Consider the following 16411-nt stretch of genomic DNA (forward strand, 5'->3'; position numbering starts at 1 on the left):
ACACCCCGACCCTCATCGGTCCGGTGGAACACCCTTGATTCGTGCGCCTGTTGGGTTTATGGCCGGCACTGACGGAACATCGCCAACTTTGCGCAAGGGACCCTGCCGCTCGTCTGCAACAACTGTCATTCGGTGGGTATGTTGGGGACTGCGTGGCGTAGTCGTCCCCCTACGGAGTGATCGCCGCTGCGCCATGACTGAGGGCTGTCGAAGCGACGGGAAAGTGTGGAATGAGCCAAGAGATACCCCCGCAGTCCAGCGCTGTCGATGTCAGCATCCCGAGCGTTGCGCGGATGTACGACTACTACCTCGGCGGCAAGGACAACTACGCCGTCGACCGCGAGGCCTGCGACGAGCTGAGCAAGGTCGTCCCGAGCACCCAGGTGCTGGCGATCAACAACCGGCGCTTCCTGCAGCGGGTGGTCCGCTGGCTGGCCACCGAACACGGCATCCGGCAGTTCATCGACCATGGATCAGGCCTGCCGACCCAGGACAACGTCCACCAGGTCGCGCAGCGGGTCGACCCGCAGTCCCGTGTGGTGTACGTCGACAACGACCCCATCGTGCTCGCCCACGGCCGCGCGCTGCTGGAGGAGAACACCAACACCGCCGTCATCCAGGCGGACATGCGGGACACCGACGGCATCTTCACCAGCCCCGAGGTCGAGCGGCTGATCGACTTCGACCGGCCCGTGGCCGCCCTGTTCGTCTCCGTACTCCACTGCATCCCGGACTCGGACGACCCGGCCGGTCTGATCAAGCGGGTCGCCGACCGGCTGGTGCCCGGCAGCTTCCTGGTGGTGTGCCAGCTGGTCAGCGAGGATGCCGCGACCCGGGACTTCGTTACCGAATTCATGCGGGTCAGCACCCACGGCCAGTGGGGCCGGGTACGGCAGGCGCATGAGCTCGCCGGTTTCCTGGAGGGGCTGGAGGTCCAGGAGCCCGGTCTGGTGGAGGTCTCCACCTGGAAGCCGGATGCCGACATCGGCCCCAGGCAGCTCACCAAGGAGTGGATCGAGTACGGCGGCGTCGCCCGCAAGCTGTAACGGATCCGCGGCCGCAGCCGGACACGACGACATGGAGACGGACGGGCGCCCACCGGGTGCCTGTCTCTCTCGGCCTCCCTACCGCCCTTGTTCGTGACGCGCCTTGCGCGCGTCAGCTCTCCTGCTTGAGCAGCCGCTCCAGGATCGCCATGGACTCGCGCGGCGACTCGGACTGTGCGCTGAGCCGGTCCATCACCGCGAGGTAATGATCGACATCATCGCGCTTGTCCAGATAGAGCGCGCTGGTCAGCTGCTCCAGATAAACGATGTCCGGCAGATCCGGTTCGAGGAACCGCAGAATCGTGATCGGCCCACCGGCCGCCGCCAGGCCACCGAGGCTGAACGGTGCGATCTGCAGCGTGACATTGGGGAGTTCGGCCATCTTCAGCAGATGTCTGAGCTGACCCGCCATCACCTCCGGTCCGCCGAGCGGTCGGCGCAGCGACGCCTCGTCGATCACGGCCCACAGCCGCGGCGCGTCCTGGAGGGTGAGCAGCTCCTGACGCTGTACGCGCAGCTGCACCCGCCGCTCGATCTCCTCGGGCGTGGACCGCGGATGGCCGAGCTGCGCCACCGCACGGGCGTACTCGGCCGTCTGCAACAGGCCCGGCACGAACTGGACTTCGTATGTGCGGATCACGGACGCGGCTTCTTCGAGGCCGATATGCGTCTCGAACCAGCCCGGCAGCACATCGCCGTACTGATGCCACCAGCCGGGTGTGCTGGTCCGGCCGGCCAGCTTGAGGAAGTCGGAGCGGGCTGCCTCGTCCGTGACGTTGTAGAGCGTCAGCAGATCGGCGACGTCCCGCTCCTTGCAGCTCACCCGGCCGAGTTCCAGGCGGCTGATCTTCGCATGCGATCCGCGGATGGCATCGCCGGCGGCCTCACGGGTGATGCCCGCCGCTTCGCGCAGCCGGCGGAGTTGCGTGCCCAGCACGATGCGCAGAACGGTCGGGCCGCCTCGCGGGTGATCGAGATAGCGGCGCAGAGAAGGTTCGCTGCTCGGCTGCGCGGCGCTCATGCTGACTCCCCTGAGTGGTCGGGCGAACGCCCAGTGTCCCATTGGCTCCAGTGTAGGTACAGCCGCGGCGACTATCCGATCGACATATGCGTCAGTTGTGGGCGATGAGGTCGTCGAAGTCGCCGTCCTTGGCGCCTTGGACGAAGGCCACCATCTCGTCGCGGGTGTAGATCAGCGCGGGCCCCTCGGCGAACCGGGAGTTGCGTACCGCCACCCCGCCGTCCGAAAGAACGGCCAGCTCAACGCAGTTGCCGCTGGGATTGCTGCGGCGGCTCTTGCGCCAGATGACGCCTTCGATGCTGGTCGCCTGCATGCCGTTGGTCACCGACTCCATAACAGCTGCTCCCTTGCTGGAGGACACCCTCCGACCGATCCCGAGCCCGCGATCACATTGGCGTGAACGAGCCCCTGTGCGGCCGTCCTTACTGATGTAATTGCAGATGCACTTGCAGCAAGAGACGGCTGACGAGGATATTAACTCTCCGAGGCAGCCCGGCCCAGCCCCGAAATCGCCCTCGCGGAGATGTTGATGACCACACATCCGGCAGAGACCGTGCACCACAGCCTTCGGGACGAACCGGGTGAGGACGCCTGGTGGATGCCCGGTCCCGACGACTTCGCCGCCTGCGCCCTCAGCAGCTCGGCGTGCACCGTGGCGGAGGCCCGCAATTTCACCCGGGCGACCCTCCGGGGCTGGAAGATGTGCGCCGATGTCGCCGAGGACGCGGCGCTGGTCGTCTCCGAACTCGTCAGCAACGCCCTGCGTTACGGCATCGAGCCCGCTGAGGAGGACGACGCCCCGAGTGCACCCGCTGCCCTGGGTCCCGCCTGGCTCGCCCTGACCCGGCAGGACACCACCGTGCTGTGCGCGGTCTCGGACACCGGCGCCGGCGCCCCCGTCGTCAAGCCCCTTGACGCGCTGGCCGAATCCGGGCGCGGGCTGCAGATAGTCGACCGGCTGAGCGACGCCTGGGGCTGGACACCGGACCACTCGGGAAAGACGGTCTGGGCGACGGTTTCGACGGGCGGCTGAGGCCGGCACCGTACGCACGGGGCGCGGGCCCGCCACCGGCGAAGGGGGCGGGGCTGCCGTATGTGACGATTCCCGGGTCGACGTCAACCGACCGGGAAGCCCGAGAAGCCGATGGATCTGCTGTCCCTGCGCTACTTCCGGGCGGTCGCGCGCCGTGAACACATCAGCCGGGCCGCCGAGGAACTACGGGTGGCCCAGCCCTCGGTGAGCCGGACCATCGCCCGGCTGGAGGCCGAACTGGGCGTGCCGCTCTTCGACCGGCGGGGCCGCGCCATCCGGCTCAACCGCTACGGCGCCGCATTCCTGACCCGGGTCGAGCGCGCGCTGAACGAACTCGACGACGCCCGGAGGGAAGTCGCCGACGCCGCCGGACTCGACGACGGCAGTGTCGCCTTCGCCGCCGAGACCCTGCTGCCCTTCACGGAGCTGCTGGCCGGATTCCGCGCCGCCCACCCCGGCGTCGCCGTCCGCTGCTTCCAGTCCACCCCCGACGCGATGCTGGATCAACTCCGTGCCAGGGAGGTGGACTTCTGTATCGCCTCCCAGCCGCTGTCCGGGGCGGGGCTCGGCGCGGTGCGGCTGCTGCACGAAGAGGTGCTGCTGGTCGTGCCGACCGGTCATCCGCTGACCGGACGGGGCCGGGTCACGGTGGCCGACGTCGCCGAGGAACCGTTCATCTCCACCCGCCCAGGGCACTGGCAACGGTCCCTGCTGGATCGGCTGTTCGCGTCGATCGGACGCCGTCCGGTCATCTCCTGCGAGGGCGACGAACCGGGCGCCACACACTTCCTGGTCGCCGCCGGCCTCGGCGTCGGCCTGATGCCCTCGCTCGCCCGCGCCGACCTGTCGAAGGTGCCGCTCGCCTGGCTGCACCTCGACACTCCCGACTGCGTACGGACCCTGAGCCTGGTCCGGCGCGAGGACGGCTATCTCTCCGCGGCCGCCGCGCGGTTCCGCGACATGGCCGTCGCCCACTTTGCGGAGCGAGCCCAACGCCCATATCAGGAGAAGTAGTTGACGTCGGCGAGCGCCGACGTCGGCTCGCCGTCAGCCGTCCCCGTGCCGCGGATAGGTGTTCCTGATCGACGAGGCATCGGCGAACGGGCCCGTGCCGTAAGGATGCAGGGCGATCGCGATCTCGTGGGCCGAGGGGTCCTCGCAGGTCGTGCCGGAGCAGTCCCGGCTGCCGGTGGCCAGTTGACGCAGCACGCCGTGCTGGCAGGCCTTGGCCAGCCGGTCGGCCTCGACGGCCGTCAGCCGCGCCGCGCGCCGCAACTGGACATGGACGACCGGCCGGGACTCCAGATCGCCGCCCGCGGCCGGCGCCAGGCAGAATCCCTCGATCAGCTCGGCCAGCGGATTGTTCTCGTACAGCCCGTGTGCGACGTCCTGCGGATTGATGGTGGCCCCCATGAAGATGCTGAAATCGGCCCGCCCGTACAGTCATCGACATACTCGGGGCCGGGCGCGGGGGCGTCATGAGTGCGGCTACTCAGGTCCGCGGGTGAGTATCCCGTACGCATACGGGACGGGGCCCGGCCGGGTGCGCCCCGGCCGGGAACCCTAGGCGGTGTCCGGCGCGCCGTCCGCCAGGCCGAACGCCGCGAGCAGGCGCTCGGCCGCGAGCGTCGCGGTGAGCTCGCCGTCGCGCACCGCACGCTCGACATCGGGGCCCAGCCGGCGGACCTCCGGGTGCTCCTGGAGGCGGTCGATCAGCCGTTCGCGCACCATCGACCAGGTCCAGTCGACCTGCTGGGTGCGGCGCCGCTCGGCCAGCGCCCCGGTGGACTCCAGCAGAGTGCGGTGCTGCTCGATCCGCTCCCACACCCCCTTCAGACCCGTGCCCTCACGGGCGCTACAGGTCAGTACGGGGGGTGTCCAGGCCGCGTCCGGCGGCTGCAACAGCCGCAGCGCGCCGGCCAGTTCGCGGGCCGCCGAGCGGGCGTCCCGCTCGTGCGGACCGTCGGCCTTGTTGACGGAGACCAGGTCCGCCAGCTCCAGTACGCCCTTCTTGATGCCCTGCAGCTGGTCGCCGGTGCGCGCCAGGGTCAGCAGCAGGAAGGTGTCGACCATGTTGGCCACGGTGGTCTCGGACTGGCCGACACCGACCGTCTCCACCAGCACGACGTCATAGCCCGCGGCCTCCATCACCACGATGGACTCGCGGGTGGCCCGTGCCACCCCGCCCAGTGTGCCGGACGTGGGGGAGGGGCGGACGAACGCCGCAGGGTCGGTCGCCAGCCGCTCCATCCGGGTCTTGTCACCCAGGATGGAGCCGCCGGTACGGCTGGAGGACGGGTCGACGGCGAGCACCGCCACCCGGTGTCCGGCACCGGTCAGCAGCGTGCCGAGCGCGTCGATGAAGGTCGACTTGCCGACGCCCGGCACCCCGCTGATGCCCACTCTGCGGGCCGAGCCGGAGTACGGCAGCAGCTCGATCAGCAACTGCTGGGCCGCCGCCCGGTGGTCGGGGCGGGTGGACTCGACCAGGGTGACGGCGCGGGCGATCCAGGCCCTGGAGCCCGCGCGGACACCCTCGGCGTACCGTGCGACATCGATCCTCGGTGGCATCAACGGCACCGGCTCACAGCTCGTGGCCGAGGACCGACGCCAGGTCCTGCACCAGGTCGTGGGCGGCATCGGGGATGACCGTGCCGGGCAGGAAGACCGCGGCGGCGCCCATGTCGCGCAGCGGCTGGACATCCTGAGGCGGGATCACCCCGCCCACCACGATCGTGATGTCCTCCCGCTCCTCCGCGGCCAGCGCCTCCCGCAGCGCGGGCACCAGCGTCAGATGGCCGGCCGCCAGCGAGGACACCCCGACGATATGGACGTCCGCCTCGACCGCCTGGCGGGCCACCTCGGCCGGCGTCTGGAACAGCGGGCCGACATCGACGTCGAAGCCCAGGTCGGCAAAGGCCGTGGCGATCACCTTCTGGCCGCGGTCATGGCCGTCCTGGCCCATCTTGGCCACCAGGATCCGCGGCCGGCGCCCCTCGGCGCGCTCGAACTCGGCCACCAGATCCCGGGTGCGCTCGACACCGGAGGAGGGGCCCGCTTCGTCTCGGTACACACCGGAGATCGTACGGATCTGGCCGGAGTGCCGCCCGTAGACCGACTCCAGGGCGTCCGAGATCTCACCGACGGTCGCCATCGCCCGCGCGGCGTTCACCGCCAGCGCCAGCAGATTGCCCTCCAGCCCCTCGCCGGGACCGGACTTGGCCGCCTCGGTCAGCGCCCGCAGCGCGTCCTGGCAGGCGTCCTCGTCGCGCTCCGCGCGCAGCCGCTTGAGCTTCTCGATCTGCTGGGCGCGCACCGCGGAGTTGTCGACCTTGAGGACCTCGATCTCCTCGTCGGTCTCCACGCGGTACTTGTTGACGCCGATCAGCGCCTGCCGCCCCGAGTCGATCCGCGCCTGGGTACGGGCCGCGGCCTCCTCGACACGCAGCTTGGGGATGCCCGCGTCGATGGCCTTGGCCATACCGCCGGCCGCCTCGACCTCCTCGATGTGCTGCCAGGCCCGCTGCGCCAGATCGTGGGTGAGCTTCTCGATGTACGCGCTGCCGCCCCACGGGTCGATGACCCGGCAGGTGCCCGACTCCTGCTGAAGGAACAGCTGGGTGTTACGGGCGATACGGGCCGAGAAGTCGGTCGGCAGGGCGAGCGCCTCGTCGAGGGCGTTGGTGTGCAGCGACTGGGTGTGGCCCTGGGTGGCGGCCATCGCCTCCACACACGTACGCGTCACATTGTTGAACACGTCCTGCGCGGTCAGCGACCAGCCCGAGGTCTGCGAATGGGTGCGCAGCGACAGGGACTTGGGGTTCTTCGGCTCGAAGCGCTGCACCAGCCGCGCCCACAGCAGCCGGGCCGCCCGCAGCTTGGCGATCTCCATGAAGAAGTTCATGCCGATCGCCCAGAAGAAGGAGAGGCGAGGGGCGAAGGAGTCCACGTCCATACCGGCCGCCATGCCCGCGCGCAGATACTCCACCCCGTCGGCGAGGGTGTACGCCAGCTCCAGATCGGCCGTCGCGCCCGCCTCCTGGATGTGATAGCCGGAGATCGAGATGGAGTTGTAGCGCGGCATCTTCTGCGAGGTGTACGCGAAGATGTCGGAGATGATCCGCATCGAGGGCTGCGGCGGATAGATGTACGTGTTGCGGACCATGAACTCCTTGAGGATGTCGTTCTGAATGGTCCCGGCCAGCTTCTCGGGCGGTACGCCCTGCTCCTCGGCGGCCACGATGTACAGCGCCAGCACCGGAAGCACCGCGCCGTTCATCGTCATCGACACGGTCATCTTGTCCAGCGGGATGCCCTCGAAGAGCTGCCGCATGTCGTAGATCGAGTCGATGGCCACGCCCGCCATGCCGACATCGCCGGTGACGCGCGGGTGGTCGCTGTCGTAGCCGCGGTGCGTGGGCAGGTCGAAGGCGACCGACAGGCCCTTCTGGCCGGCGGCGAGATTGCGCCGGTAGAAGGCGTTGGACTCCTCGGCGGTGGAGAAGCCGGCGTACTGCCGGATCGTCCAGGGCTGGTTGACGTACATCGTCGGGTACGGGCCGCGCAGATACGGCGTGATCCCCGGGTACGTCCCCAGGAAGTCCAGACCCTTGAGGTCCTCCTCGGTGTACAGCGGCTTGACGTCGATGCCCTCCGGCGTCTCCCACGTCAGATCGGCAACGCCCTTGCCGGTCGCCTGCTGTACGGCGGCGGCCCACTCCCCGCCGGCGCTCGCGGCATCCGCCGTGACCGCGTCCCCCAGCTCGATCGTGCTGAAGTCCGGGATGGCGCCTGTCGGCGCCGCGATGCCCGACGGCGGCCCGCCGAGGGCGCCCGCCTGTTCCGTCGTCTCCTCCATCACGCCACCTCCATGACATCCAGGGCCGAGGACAGCGCCTCGACCGCATCGCAGCCCGCGTGGACGAAGCCGTCCACACCGGCCGCCACGAATTCCTCGCGGTGCTCGCCCGGCTTGCCGGCCAGCAGCACCCGCAGCGCGCCCGCCGACTTCAGCGCGGCCGCCACGGCCGCCGCCTGCTCGCCGTACACCGCATCGCTCGAACACAGACAGGCGATCCGGGCGCCACTGCGGGCGAACGCCTCGGCCACCGACTCCGCGTCCACCGACGCGGGTTCCTGAACCGTCTCGACGCCGCCCGCCTGGAACAGATTGGCCGCGAACGCCAGCCGCGCCGTGTACGCGGCGACCGGGCCCAGCGTGGCCATAAAGACCTTCGGACGGTCCCCGGTCGCCGCCAGATGCGCATCGGAGCGCGACCGCAGCTGTTCGTACGCATCGTCCCTGCGCACCCGCGGCAGCCCTCCGCCGACCGGCGCCGGGGCCGGCTCGCGGTGCACCGGCGGCTCGGCGAGATGCGGGAACTCGCTGACGCCGGTGATCGGTTCACGGCGGTGCGCCAGCTCCTCGGTCCGGCGCGCCCAGGTGCGTGCCAGGCGCTCGCCGAGCATTCCGGAGCGCAGCGCCGCGGCCTGGCCGCCCGCGCCCTCGATCTCCTGGAAGAACGCCCAGGCCGCCCGGGCCAGTTCGTCGGTGAGGCTCTCCACGTACCAGGAGCCGCCCGCCGGGTCGATCACCTTCGACAGATGCGACTCCTCCAGCAGCACGGACTGGGTGTTACGGGCGATCCGGCGGGCGAACGCGTCGGACAGGCCGAGCGCCGCGTCGAACGGCAGCACCGTCACCGCGTCCGCGCCGCCCACGCCCGCGGACAGCCCGGCCACCGTGGTGCGCAGCATGTTCACCCACGGGTCCCGACGGGTCATCATCACCGTGGAGGTGACCGCGTGCTGGCGCTGCGCGGACGCGGCGGGCGAGGCGCCGCACACCTCCGCGACCCGCGCCCACAGCCGGCGCGCCGCGCGCAGCTTGGCGATGGTCAGGAACTGGTCCGCGGTGGCGGCATAGCGGAACTCCAGCTGCCGGCAGGCGTCGTCGACGGACAGACCCGCCCCGGTCAGCTGCCGCAAATAGGCGACACCGGTGGCGAGTGAGGTACCCAGCTCCTCGGCGGCCGAGCCGCCCGCCTCGTGGTACGGCAGTGCGTCGACCGCCAGCGCCCGCATCCCGGGGGCCTCGGCGGTGCAGCGCCCGGCCAGCCGGGCGGCCGCCTCCAACTGGATGCGCAGCTTGGCATCGTCGCCCGTCCGGGCCAGCAGACCGAGCGGGTCGGCGCCCAGGCTGCCGACGGCCTCGCTCAGCGGCGCGCCGGACGCGGTGTACAGCCGCAGCAACTCCTCGGCGGCCGGGGTGAAATCGGCGCCCGCGTCGAGGACCACCGCGGCCAGGTCCAGATAGACGCCCTGGAGCGTCGCTTCGAGACCGGCGACCGGTACCCCGCCGTCCCCGACGGTCAGCCAGACCGAGGTGACGCCGTTCTCCAGATCGGCCAGGACCGCTTCATTGGCGCGCCGAGGATCGGAGTGGACATGGCGCTGGCGTACGTCCCAGCCGGCGACGGCCGTGCCCTCGGGCCGGCCGGCCCGTACGAAGGGCGGGAACCCTGGGTGGCCCAGGGCGGCGGGACCGTCCTCGGCGGTGTACAGCGGGCGGATGCGGATCGCGTCCTGGAGATCGGTGGCGAGCGCATCCTCGGCGGCGGCACCCGTCGCCTGCGTGACGCCCGATTTGCGCAGCACGCCTTCGACGAGGCGCTGCCACTGCTCTCGGTCGGCGTCCGGGAATGCGGCGGCCAGGGGGAGTTCGGGGGACTCGGCGGTCATGGCAGCAGGCTAGGCGAACGACCGTTAGCTGGAGCAGGGGCTCCAGCTGTGACGTTGCACTCGTTGACCGCTCATGGATGTTCCTATCCGTGCGGTGTGGGGGGACAGGGGACAGAGGTGCAGGTGGGGCGGGTTGCCCGGATCGAGCGGAGACGTCTCCTTACGTGCGGGACGCGGCTCCCCGGGGCGGTCCGGCCGGATCTGTACGGTGGGCTCGGCACCCTCCCCCAAGCTCTTAAGGAGCAGGGGGGACCCTCAGAGGAGCGCGATGTCCAAGGCGCCGAGCATCCGCACCACCATCGTCGCCGCCCTGCTCCTGGCCGCCGCCGCACTCGTGTGGGCGCTGCCGCGAGCCGCCGCCCCGGACCGCGCGGCGCACTGCACCGGGCGCCGGATCGCCTCCTGGTCGACCGATTCCCGGCATACCGCGGAATTCGCCCGCTACGGCAACGACAACACCCGGGTGGACGACTGGACCGGCGGCGACGGCACCCACTCGGTGCGCCTCCCCGACGGCCGTACGCTCTGGCTCTTCTCCGACACCTTCCTCGACCGGATCCAGCCACCGCCCAACCCGCAGGGGGAGCAGCACCGTTGGCGCACCGCCGACAGCGGCGGCACCCCCTTCCTGCGGCACAACTCCGCGGTGGTGATGTCCCGTTCGGGCCGTCTGGAGCGCACCCTGACCGGGGGCACCGGAGCCGCCCCCGGCCCGTTCTTCCCCGACCCGCCGGGCGGCGGCTGGCGCTGGCCGGTCCGCGCGAGCGTGGAGCCCCGTACGCCCGGCGCGCACGAGAAGGTCGTCCGCGTACTGCTGTGGAACCGCACCCCGGGAACCGGGCCGTGGATCTTCGGGGTGCCGCACAGCACCGAGGTCGCCACGCTTTCGCTCCCCGGCCTGCGCCTGGAGGGCATCCAGGAGACCGTGGGCCGGGCAGCCGTCGCGGACCCGGGCCGGCGTGTGCTGTACGGGGCGGCGGCGGTCCGGGACGGCGGCTGGAGCTATGTCTTCGGCGGTGACGACCCGCCGTCGTCACCGTCGTCCAGCGCCTTTGTGGCACGGGTCCCGGCCGGGCGGCTCGCGGACCGTGGCGGCTGGCGCTTCTGGGACGGCACCCACTGGCAGCCCCGCCCCGACCGGGCCCGGCCGGTGCTGCGGGCCGGCGGTCGGCGCGGCGTCGGCAGCGCCTTCACCGTCGTACGGGAGGGCTCCACCTGGATGCTGTTCACCATGGACACCGGGGGAGGCGGCACGGCCGGGATGCGGACGATCACCAGCTACTGGGCCTGCTCACCCCAAGGCCCCTGGCACGGTCCGAACGGCCGCATCGCACCGCCCCGCCCGCCCGCCGCCGACCCGCGGTACGTCGCCGCCTACAACCCCCAGGCGCACCCGGAATTCACCGCGGACGGGGAGCTGCTGCTCAGCTACGACATCAATTGGCTCGGCCCGCCCGGTGTCCCGGCCGACCCCCGGCTCAACGGGGATGTGGACCTCTACCGGCCGCGCTTCGTGCGCGTACGGACGGCGCCCACGGGGAGCTGACGGGGCATCTCAACTCGCGTGCCGTTCCCGCCACTTACGGGCGATCTCGTCGATGTCGAACGGTACGAGATTGAGCGGCGGGCCTTCGAGCGGCGTACGGAGCGCCGCGCGGATCCGTTCGTTGACCGCCGTCAGAATACGGCGCAGCGCCGCTTCGGAGGGGGCGTCGGTCGCTTTCTCCAGCGCGTCCTCGGCCTCCTTGCGGAGGGCCAGGCTCGGCGGCAGGTAGGAGAGGTGCTCCCGGCTCATCTTGTCCTTGACCCACCACAGCTCGTCGTACGGCTGGTCGAGGTGGGCGAGGGGCTTGCCGATGCCGGGGAGGTTGGCGAAGTCGCCGCGCTCCGCCGCCTCACGGATCTGCCTGTCGACCCAGGTCTCGAAGTCGACACCGGGTGGTTTGCGCTCGGTCATCGTGTGAGTCTCCCGAGGTTCAGGGGCCGGTCGGCCGGCCCTCTTCGGGGCGGCGTCCGCGGCGCACGGGTGCCTGTCTTCACGGTAGCGCGGGCCCGGGGCGGACGGGCGGGCGGTGGCCGGCGTCTGCTCAGCCCACCGCGCCGGGACCCGACTCCGCCGGAGCGCTGTCGGTCCGGCCGGCGGAGCCCTGGCCCGTGCCCGTCGGGCTGGGCTGGACCACCGGGAAGGCGTTGTTGCCGCCGCACACCATCGGGCCGACGCGGATACCCGCGCCCACCAGGGTCACCGTGACCTTCCCCGGAGGCATGTTCCCGGGCACCCGGGCGTTGGCCGCGGTGCACACCAGCTGGTTGAGCGAGGCGGAGTCCAGCAGCTTCGCATTCATCGGCAGGGTGATCACGACGGTGCCCTCGCCCGTGTCGGCGGTCAGCGGGCCGGGGAACTTCGGCAGCACGCTGGAGAGCCCACGCATCCGCTCGGCGTGGTTCGGGCCCTCCATCAGCAGCGAAATGGCCTGCTCCGGATCGGCCGGGGCCTTCGCCGGCCGGGTCGCGGAGCGCAGCCCGGACGGGCCGTAGAAGAACAGCTGGACATCGGCGGCGGGCTGGCCCGGCGCCTTCACGCCGCTGGCGGGCTCACCGGCGTCGATCACATCGGTCGGCGCGACACCGCAGCCGGCGAGTGCACCGGCGAGCGCACCGGTCAGCACGCCGCCCAGCACGCGCCGCCGGGCCCGCACCGCGCGCAGGGCGTTTCGGGCGTTCGTGGCGCTCATGCGTCGTTCTCTTTCCCGGCATCGGGACGGGCGCCGTCCCGGCCGTCTTCCGCGGGCCGGTCCCCGGCCGCCCGCTCGTCGTGGCGCAGCGGCAGTTCCACGGTGAACACCGCACCGCCCTCGGGGGAGTTGGCGGCGCGCAGGGTGCCGCCGTGCAGCCGGACGTTCTCCTGCGCGATGGCCAGACCCAGGCCGCTGCCCTCCGACCGGGCACGGGCGGAGTCCGCCTTGTAGAAGCGCTCGAAGACATGCGGCAGGACCTCGGGGTCGATGCCGGGGCCGCTGTCGGAGATCTCGATCAGCAGCCGGTCGGCACCCGGCTCCGGGGCGTGCAGCAGCACCCGGACCGGCTCGCCACCGTGGTGCAGGGCGTTGCCGACCAGGTTGGCGACCACCACATCGAGCCGCCGAGGATCGAGTCTGGCCCGTACGTCCGCCGGCAGTTCCGCCGCCACCCGCTTCTGCCAGGCCCTGGCCTGCAGCGTCTTACGAATGGTCTCGGCGACGTCCACCTCGTCCAGATGGAGCGCCGCGGCCCCCGCGTCGAACCGCGAGACCTCCATCAGGTCCTCCACCATCCGCGCCAGCTTGCCGGTCTCCTGGCTGATCAGCCGGACCGCGGAGGCGGTGTCGGGGTCGAGGGAGTCGGCGTCCTCGTCGAGCACATCGGTGACCGCGGTCATCGCCGCCAGCGGTGTCCGCAGCTCGTGCGAGACATCGGCCGCGAACCGCCGGGAGTTGGCCTCCAGGCGACGCAGCTCGGCCATGCTCTCCTCCAGCCTGGCAGCCATGTCGTTGAACGTCCGTGACAGATCGGCGAGTTCGTCGGCACCCTTGACCTCCAGCCGGGTGTCCAGCTTGCCCTCCGCGATCCGCCCGGCGGCCTGTCGCAGTCCCCGTACGGGCCGCAGCACCCCGCGCGCGGCGAGCAGCGCCGGGATCACGGCGAGGATCAGCACCGGCAGCGCGCCCCGCTGAGCCGCGCTCACCAGCGCCTCGACATTGGCCTCCTCGGCGTTCAGCGGGAGTTGGGCGTAGATCGACAGCGCGGAGGCCTCGCCGTCGGACTGCCGGACCGGCATCCCGATCAGCAGCCACGGGTCGCCGCCCCGGTCGATGCGCTGGAAGGCCGGCACATGGCGCCTCTCCACCGACGCCTTGAGGTCGGCCGGTATCACCACACTGCGCTGCAGGCCGCCCTCTTCGCTGTCCGGGACGCCGCTGTAATGTACGGAAATATCCCATTCGCGGGATTTGCCGGAGCGCTCCAGCTGCACCCGGAAGTTGTCCAGGTCCTCCTGGGCCGGCGGCACCGTGAGCTCCGGCGCCAGCGAATTGACCTGCGCCCGCAGATCGTTGACCGCGATGTCCTGGGAGCGCTGGAGAATGGCGTTACGGGCCTCGCGATAGGTCAGCAGCGCGGTGGTCAGCGCGCTGATGGTCGCCACCACCAGGAACCCCACGACGAGCCGGGCCCGCAGGCCGCGCAGCACGGTGCGGGTCGGCACCCGGCGGCCGAGGCGGTTCACAGGGGGCCGAAGCGGTAGCCGAAGCCACGCACGGTCTGGACGTAACGGGGGCTGCGCGGGGTGTCCTCTATCTTCGTCCGCAGCCGCATCACACAGGCATCGACCAGCCGCGCGTCGCCGTGGTAGCTGTGCTCCCACACATGCTCCAGCAGCTGCTGGCGGCTGAAGACCTGCCCCGGAGTGGCCGACAGGAACAGCAGCAGCTTCATCTCCGAAGGAGCCAGCGCCAGGTCCTGGCCGCCCTTGGCGACGACCAGACCGGCCCGGTCGATGGCCAGTTCGCCGTACGTCTCGACCGGGGCGGGGCCCGGCTCCGCGGCGGCCGGCGCACCGTCGGCGGGCAGCGCGGTACGGCGCAGCACCGCACGGATGCGTGCTTCGAGGACCTCGCCACGGGCCGGCTTGACGATGTAGTCGTCGGCCCCGGCCTCCAGGCCGAGCACCACATCGAGATCGTCGCCACGGGCGGTGAGCATGATGATCGGCAACTGCCGCTCGGCGCGGATCAGCCGGCAGACCTCGAAGCCGTCCTTGCCGGGGAGCATCAGGTCCAGCAGCACGATGTCGGGCCGGAAGGCCGGCAGAGTCTCCAGGCCCTCCTCACCGCTCGCCGCGGCCGCCACTTCGTGGCCGCGCCGCCGCAGCGCGAGGGTCACTCCGTCCCGTACGGCGGCGTCGTCCTCGATCAGAAGTACACGTGGCATGGGTCCAGTATCAATAAGTTTCATGATGGATCCGTAACAGGAGCAGCCTGCCCGATCCCTGGCGCATCTGTCGTGGTGCAGGGCGGCGCGTGCAAAGCACCCGCCGCCGGTCGGTACGCACACGAGCACGGTATGAGGGACGGGGTCGGGATGGCACGGCGCTTCGGCATCGAGGGCGGCATCATCGGAGTGACCGCGGCGGCAGTGGTGTCGCTCGCGGTGGCGGGGGCGCTCGCCTTCGCCCAGCCCGGAGCCACTCCCAAGGCCGAGGCGGACAGTGTCGACTCCTCCCGGCAGCGGCCCCAGCGGGCACCCCGTATCGCACCGGTCGACCCCTCCATCGTGCACGCCTCGGACCGCCCCGGCCGCAGCCTGAACATCACCATCGACGACGGACCGGACCCGGTCTGGACCCCGAAGGTGCTCGAAGTGCTGAAGAAGCACGACGTCAAGGCGGTCTTCTGCATGATCGGCCCGCAGGCCAAGGCCCACCCGGACCTGGTCAAGCAGGTGGTGGCCGCCGGGCACAAGCTCTGCGACCACACCACCAGCCACAACACCGGCATGGACCACCAGTCGCAGAGCTATCAGTCGCAGCAGATCCTCGACGCACAGAAGATGATCGAGGACGCGGCGGGCGGCGCCACGGTCGAGTACTACCGAGCCCCGGGCGGCGCCTTCACGCCCTACAGCCGGCAGCTGGCCGCGGACCACGGCATGCGCCCGCTGGGCTGGAACGTCGACAGCAAGGACTTCGAGGGCGGCAGCGTCGAGATGATCGAGGCGACCGTACGCGGTGAACTCCCCAACGGCCCGACGGTCCTCTTCCACGACGGCGGCGGCAACCGCGCCCGCACCGTCGAGTCGCTGGACCGGCTGCTGCCGTGGATGCAGCAACAGGGATACGGGTTCGGGTTCCCGCAGCGTTAGGGCCTGGCGGCCGCCCGGCGGATCAGGCTCGGGCACGCCCCGGGCATCCGGCCGAAGCGCCGCGGCCGTCGCATCCCGGCTCCCCGGGAGCGACGGCCGCAGCACGGCACCGCCGTCCGTACACGACCGTCGCCGTGCGCCGCTGTCGTCGGGCCGCTCTCCTTACGCCGCTTTCCCGGCGTCGGCCGTCCTCACGCCGCGCCGAACAGCTCCGCGAGACCGCGCTCCATGCCGAGATGCGCCGACTCGCCACCCGTCGGCACCGCCTCGTAGGAGCGGGCGAGGAACTGCCGCACATCCGCGGTCTTCAACTGGACCATGGCGATGCCCTCGTCCGCGTGGAACTCCATCACCGTGCGGTCCGGGCCGGACGGCCGCACCCGTACATCGCCCCGCCCGGCCGGCATCCGCAGCCCCTCGTCCAGCAGATCGCGGGCGAACGCCCAGTCCACCGCGGAGCCGTCCAGCGAGATCTCCGGCGGGAAGGACATCCGCACCGCCAGCGGATCGGCGGGCTGATAGTGCAGCACCGCGGGGACCGCGTGCGGGCCGTGGGTGGTGGCGATGAGGCGGACCTGGACGGCTTGGTCGATGGCGGTGTTCATCGCGCTGCTCCCTCACGGCTGTCGGGTCATGGGCAATGGCTCGTCCAGTAGGACGATGTGCCCGCTC

At 71.2% G+C, this 16411-nt stretch carries 16 protein-coding genes; 5 read left to right on the forward strand and 11 right to left on the reverse strand.

Annotated elements, in window-relative coordinates:
- Positions 1–230 precede the first annotated feature (230 nt).
- Positions 231–1046 carry an SAM-dependent methyltransferase gene (locus KI385_RS36245; RefSeq protein WP_238576270.1) on the forward strand — a complete coding sequence of 272 codons (816 nt, stop codon included), beginning with the start codon at positions 231–233 and terminating at the stop codon, positions 1044–1046.
- A 112-nt stretch (positions 1047–1158) separates the two neighbouring features.
- On the opposite strand, the gene KI385_RS36250 is transcribed toward KI385_RS36245, so the two are convergent.
- Both KI385_RS36250 and KI385_RS36255 read right to left on the reverse strand, forming a co-directional pair.
- Positions 1159–2067: a helix-turn-helix domain-containing protein gene (locus tag KI385_RS36250; protein WP_238576271.1), complete on the reverse strand. Its 909-nt coding sequence runs from the start codon at positions 2065–2067 to the stop codon at positions 1159–1161.
- Between the two features lie 91 nt (positions 2068–2158).
- Positions 2159–2401, reverse strand: coding sequence for a DUF397 domain-containing protein (locus KI385_RS36255; protein WP_238576272.1), 243 nt, complete (start codon positions 2399–2401; stop codon positions 2159–2161).
- A 195-nt stretch (positions 2402–2596) separates the two neighbouring features.
- Between KI385_RS36255 and KI385_RS36260 the strand changes: the two genes are divergently transcribed.
- Both KI385_RS36260 and KI385_RS36265 read left to right on the forward strand, forming a co-directional pair.
- Positions 2597–3100, forward strand: a complete 504-nt coding sequence (locus KI385_RS36260; protein WP_238576273.1) for an ATP-binding protein — start codon at positions 2597–2599, stop codon at positions 3098–3100.
- 111 nt (positions 3101–3211) lie between these two features.
- Positions 3212–4114, forward strand: a complete 903-nt coding sequence (locus tag KI385_RS36265) for a LysR family transcriptional regulator (protein ID WP_238576274.1) — start codon at positions 3212–3214, stop codon at positions 4112–4114.
- Positions 4115–4147: 33 nt separating this feature from the next.
- On the opposite strand, the gene KI385_RS36270 is transcribed toward KI385_RS36265, so the two are convergent.
- The 4 genes from KI385_RS36270 to mutA all read right to left on the reverse strand — a co-directional run bounded on the left by KI385_RS36270 (position 4148) and on the right by mutA (position 9841).
- Positions 4148–4513, reverse strand: a complete 366-nt coding sequence (locus KI385_RS36270; protein WP_238576275.1) for a coenzyme f390 synthetase — start codon at positions 4511–4513, stop codon at positions 4148–4150.
- A gap of 150 nt (positions 4514–4663) precedes the next feature.
- On the reverse strand, positions 4664–5671 hold the full coding sequence (meaB, locus tag KI385_RS36275) for a methylmalonyl Co-A mutase-associated GTPase MeaB (protein ID WP_238576276.1): 1008 nt from the start codon (positions 5669–5671) through the stop codon (positions 4664–4666).
- A 13-nt stretch (positions 5672–5684) separates the two neighbouring features.
- Positions 5685–7958 (reverse strand): methylmalonyl-CoA mutase, encoded by a 2274-nt coding sequence (gene scpA, locus KI385_RS36280; RefSeq protein ID WP_238576277.1) that lies wholly within the window; start codon positions 7956–7958, stop codon positions 5685–5687.
- Positions 7958–9841, reverse strand: coding sequence for a methylmalonyl-CoA mutase small subunit (gene mutA, locus KI385_RS36285; protein ID WP_238576278.1), 1884 nt, complete (start codon positions 9839–9841; stop codon positions 7958–7960). Before mutA ends, scpA begins: the two co-directional genes overlap by 1 nt.
- A gap of 268 nt (positions 9842–10109) precedes the next feature.
- Here mutA and KI385_RS36290 point away from each other — a divergent pair, with 268 nt between their 5' ends.
- A complete protein-coding gene (locus KI385_RS36290; RefSeq protein WP_238576279.1) occupies positions 10110–11387 on the forward strand; it encodes a DUF4185 domain-containing protein in 1278 nt (425 codons plus the stop codon).
- Positions 11388–11396: 9 nt separating this feature from the next.
- Here KI385_RS36290 and KI385_RS36295 read toward each other — a convergent pair whose 3' ends face one another.
- The 4 genes from KI385_RS36295 to KI385_RS36310 form a co-directional block, all read right to left on the reverse strand.
- A complete protein-coding gene (locus tag KI385_RS36295) occupies positions 11397–11798 on the reverse strand; it encodes a DnaJ family domain-containing protein (protein ID WP_238576280.1) in 402 nt (133 codons plus the stop codon).
- A gap of 130 nt (positions 11799–11928) precedes the next feature.
- Complete coding sequence (locus KI385_RS36300) at positions 11929–12576, reverse strand: hypothetical protein (protein WP_238576281.1); 648 nt, start codon at positions 12574–12576, stop codon at positions 11929–11931.
- Positions 12573–14105, reverse strand: a complete 1533-nt coding sequence (locus KI385_RS36305) for an ATP-binding protein (RefSeq protein WP_238576282.1) — start codon at positions 14103–14105, stop codon at positions 12573–12575. The genes KI385_RS36300 and KI385_RS36305 overlap by 4 nt, the downstream gene beginning before the upstream one ends.
- Entirely contained in the window at positions 14102–14809 is a 708-nt protein-coding gene (locus KI385_RS36310; RefSeq protein WP_128503105.1) for a response regulator transcription factor, read from the reverse strand. Before KI385_RS36310 ends, KI385_RS36305 begins: the two co-directional genes overlap by 4 nt.
- A 150-nt stretch (positions 14810–14959) precedes the next feature.
- On the opposite strand from KI385_RS36310, the gene KI385_RS36315 reads away from it, so the two are divergent.
- On the forward strand, positions 14960–15739 hold the full coding sequence (locus tag KI385_RS36315) for a polysaccharide deacetylase family protein (RefSeq protein ID WP_238576283.1): 780 nt from the start codon (positions 14960–14962) through the stop codon (positions 15737–15739).
- Positions 15740–15930: 191 nt separating this feature from the next.
- Here KI385_RS36315 and ssgD read toward each other — a convergent pair whose 3' ends face one another.
- Positions 15931–16344, reverse strand: a complete 414-nt coding sequence (gene ssgD, locus KI385_RS36320; protein WP_238576284.1) for a spore wall synthesis regulator SsgD — start codon at positions 16342–16344, stop codon at positions 15931–15933.
- Between the last annotated feature and the right edge of the window lie 67 nt (positions 16345–16411).

The organism is Streptomyces inhibens, from assembly GCF_022221585.1.
In the GTDB taxonomy this organism is placed as follows: domain Bacteria; phylum Actinomycetota; class Actinomycetes; order Streptomycetales; family Streptomycetaceae; genus Streptomyces; species Streptomyces inhibens.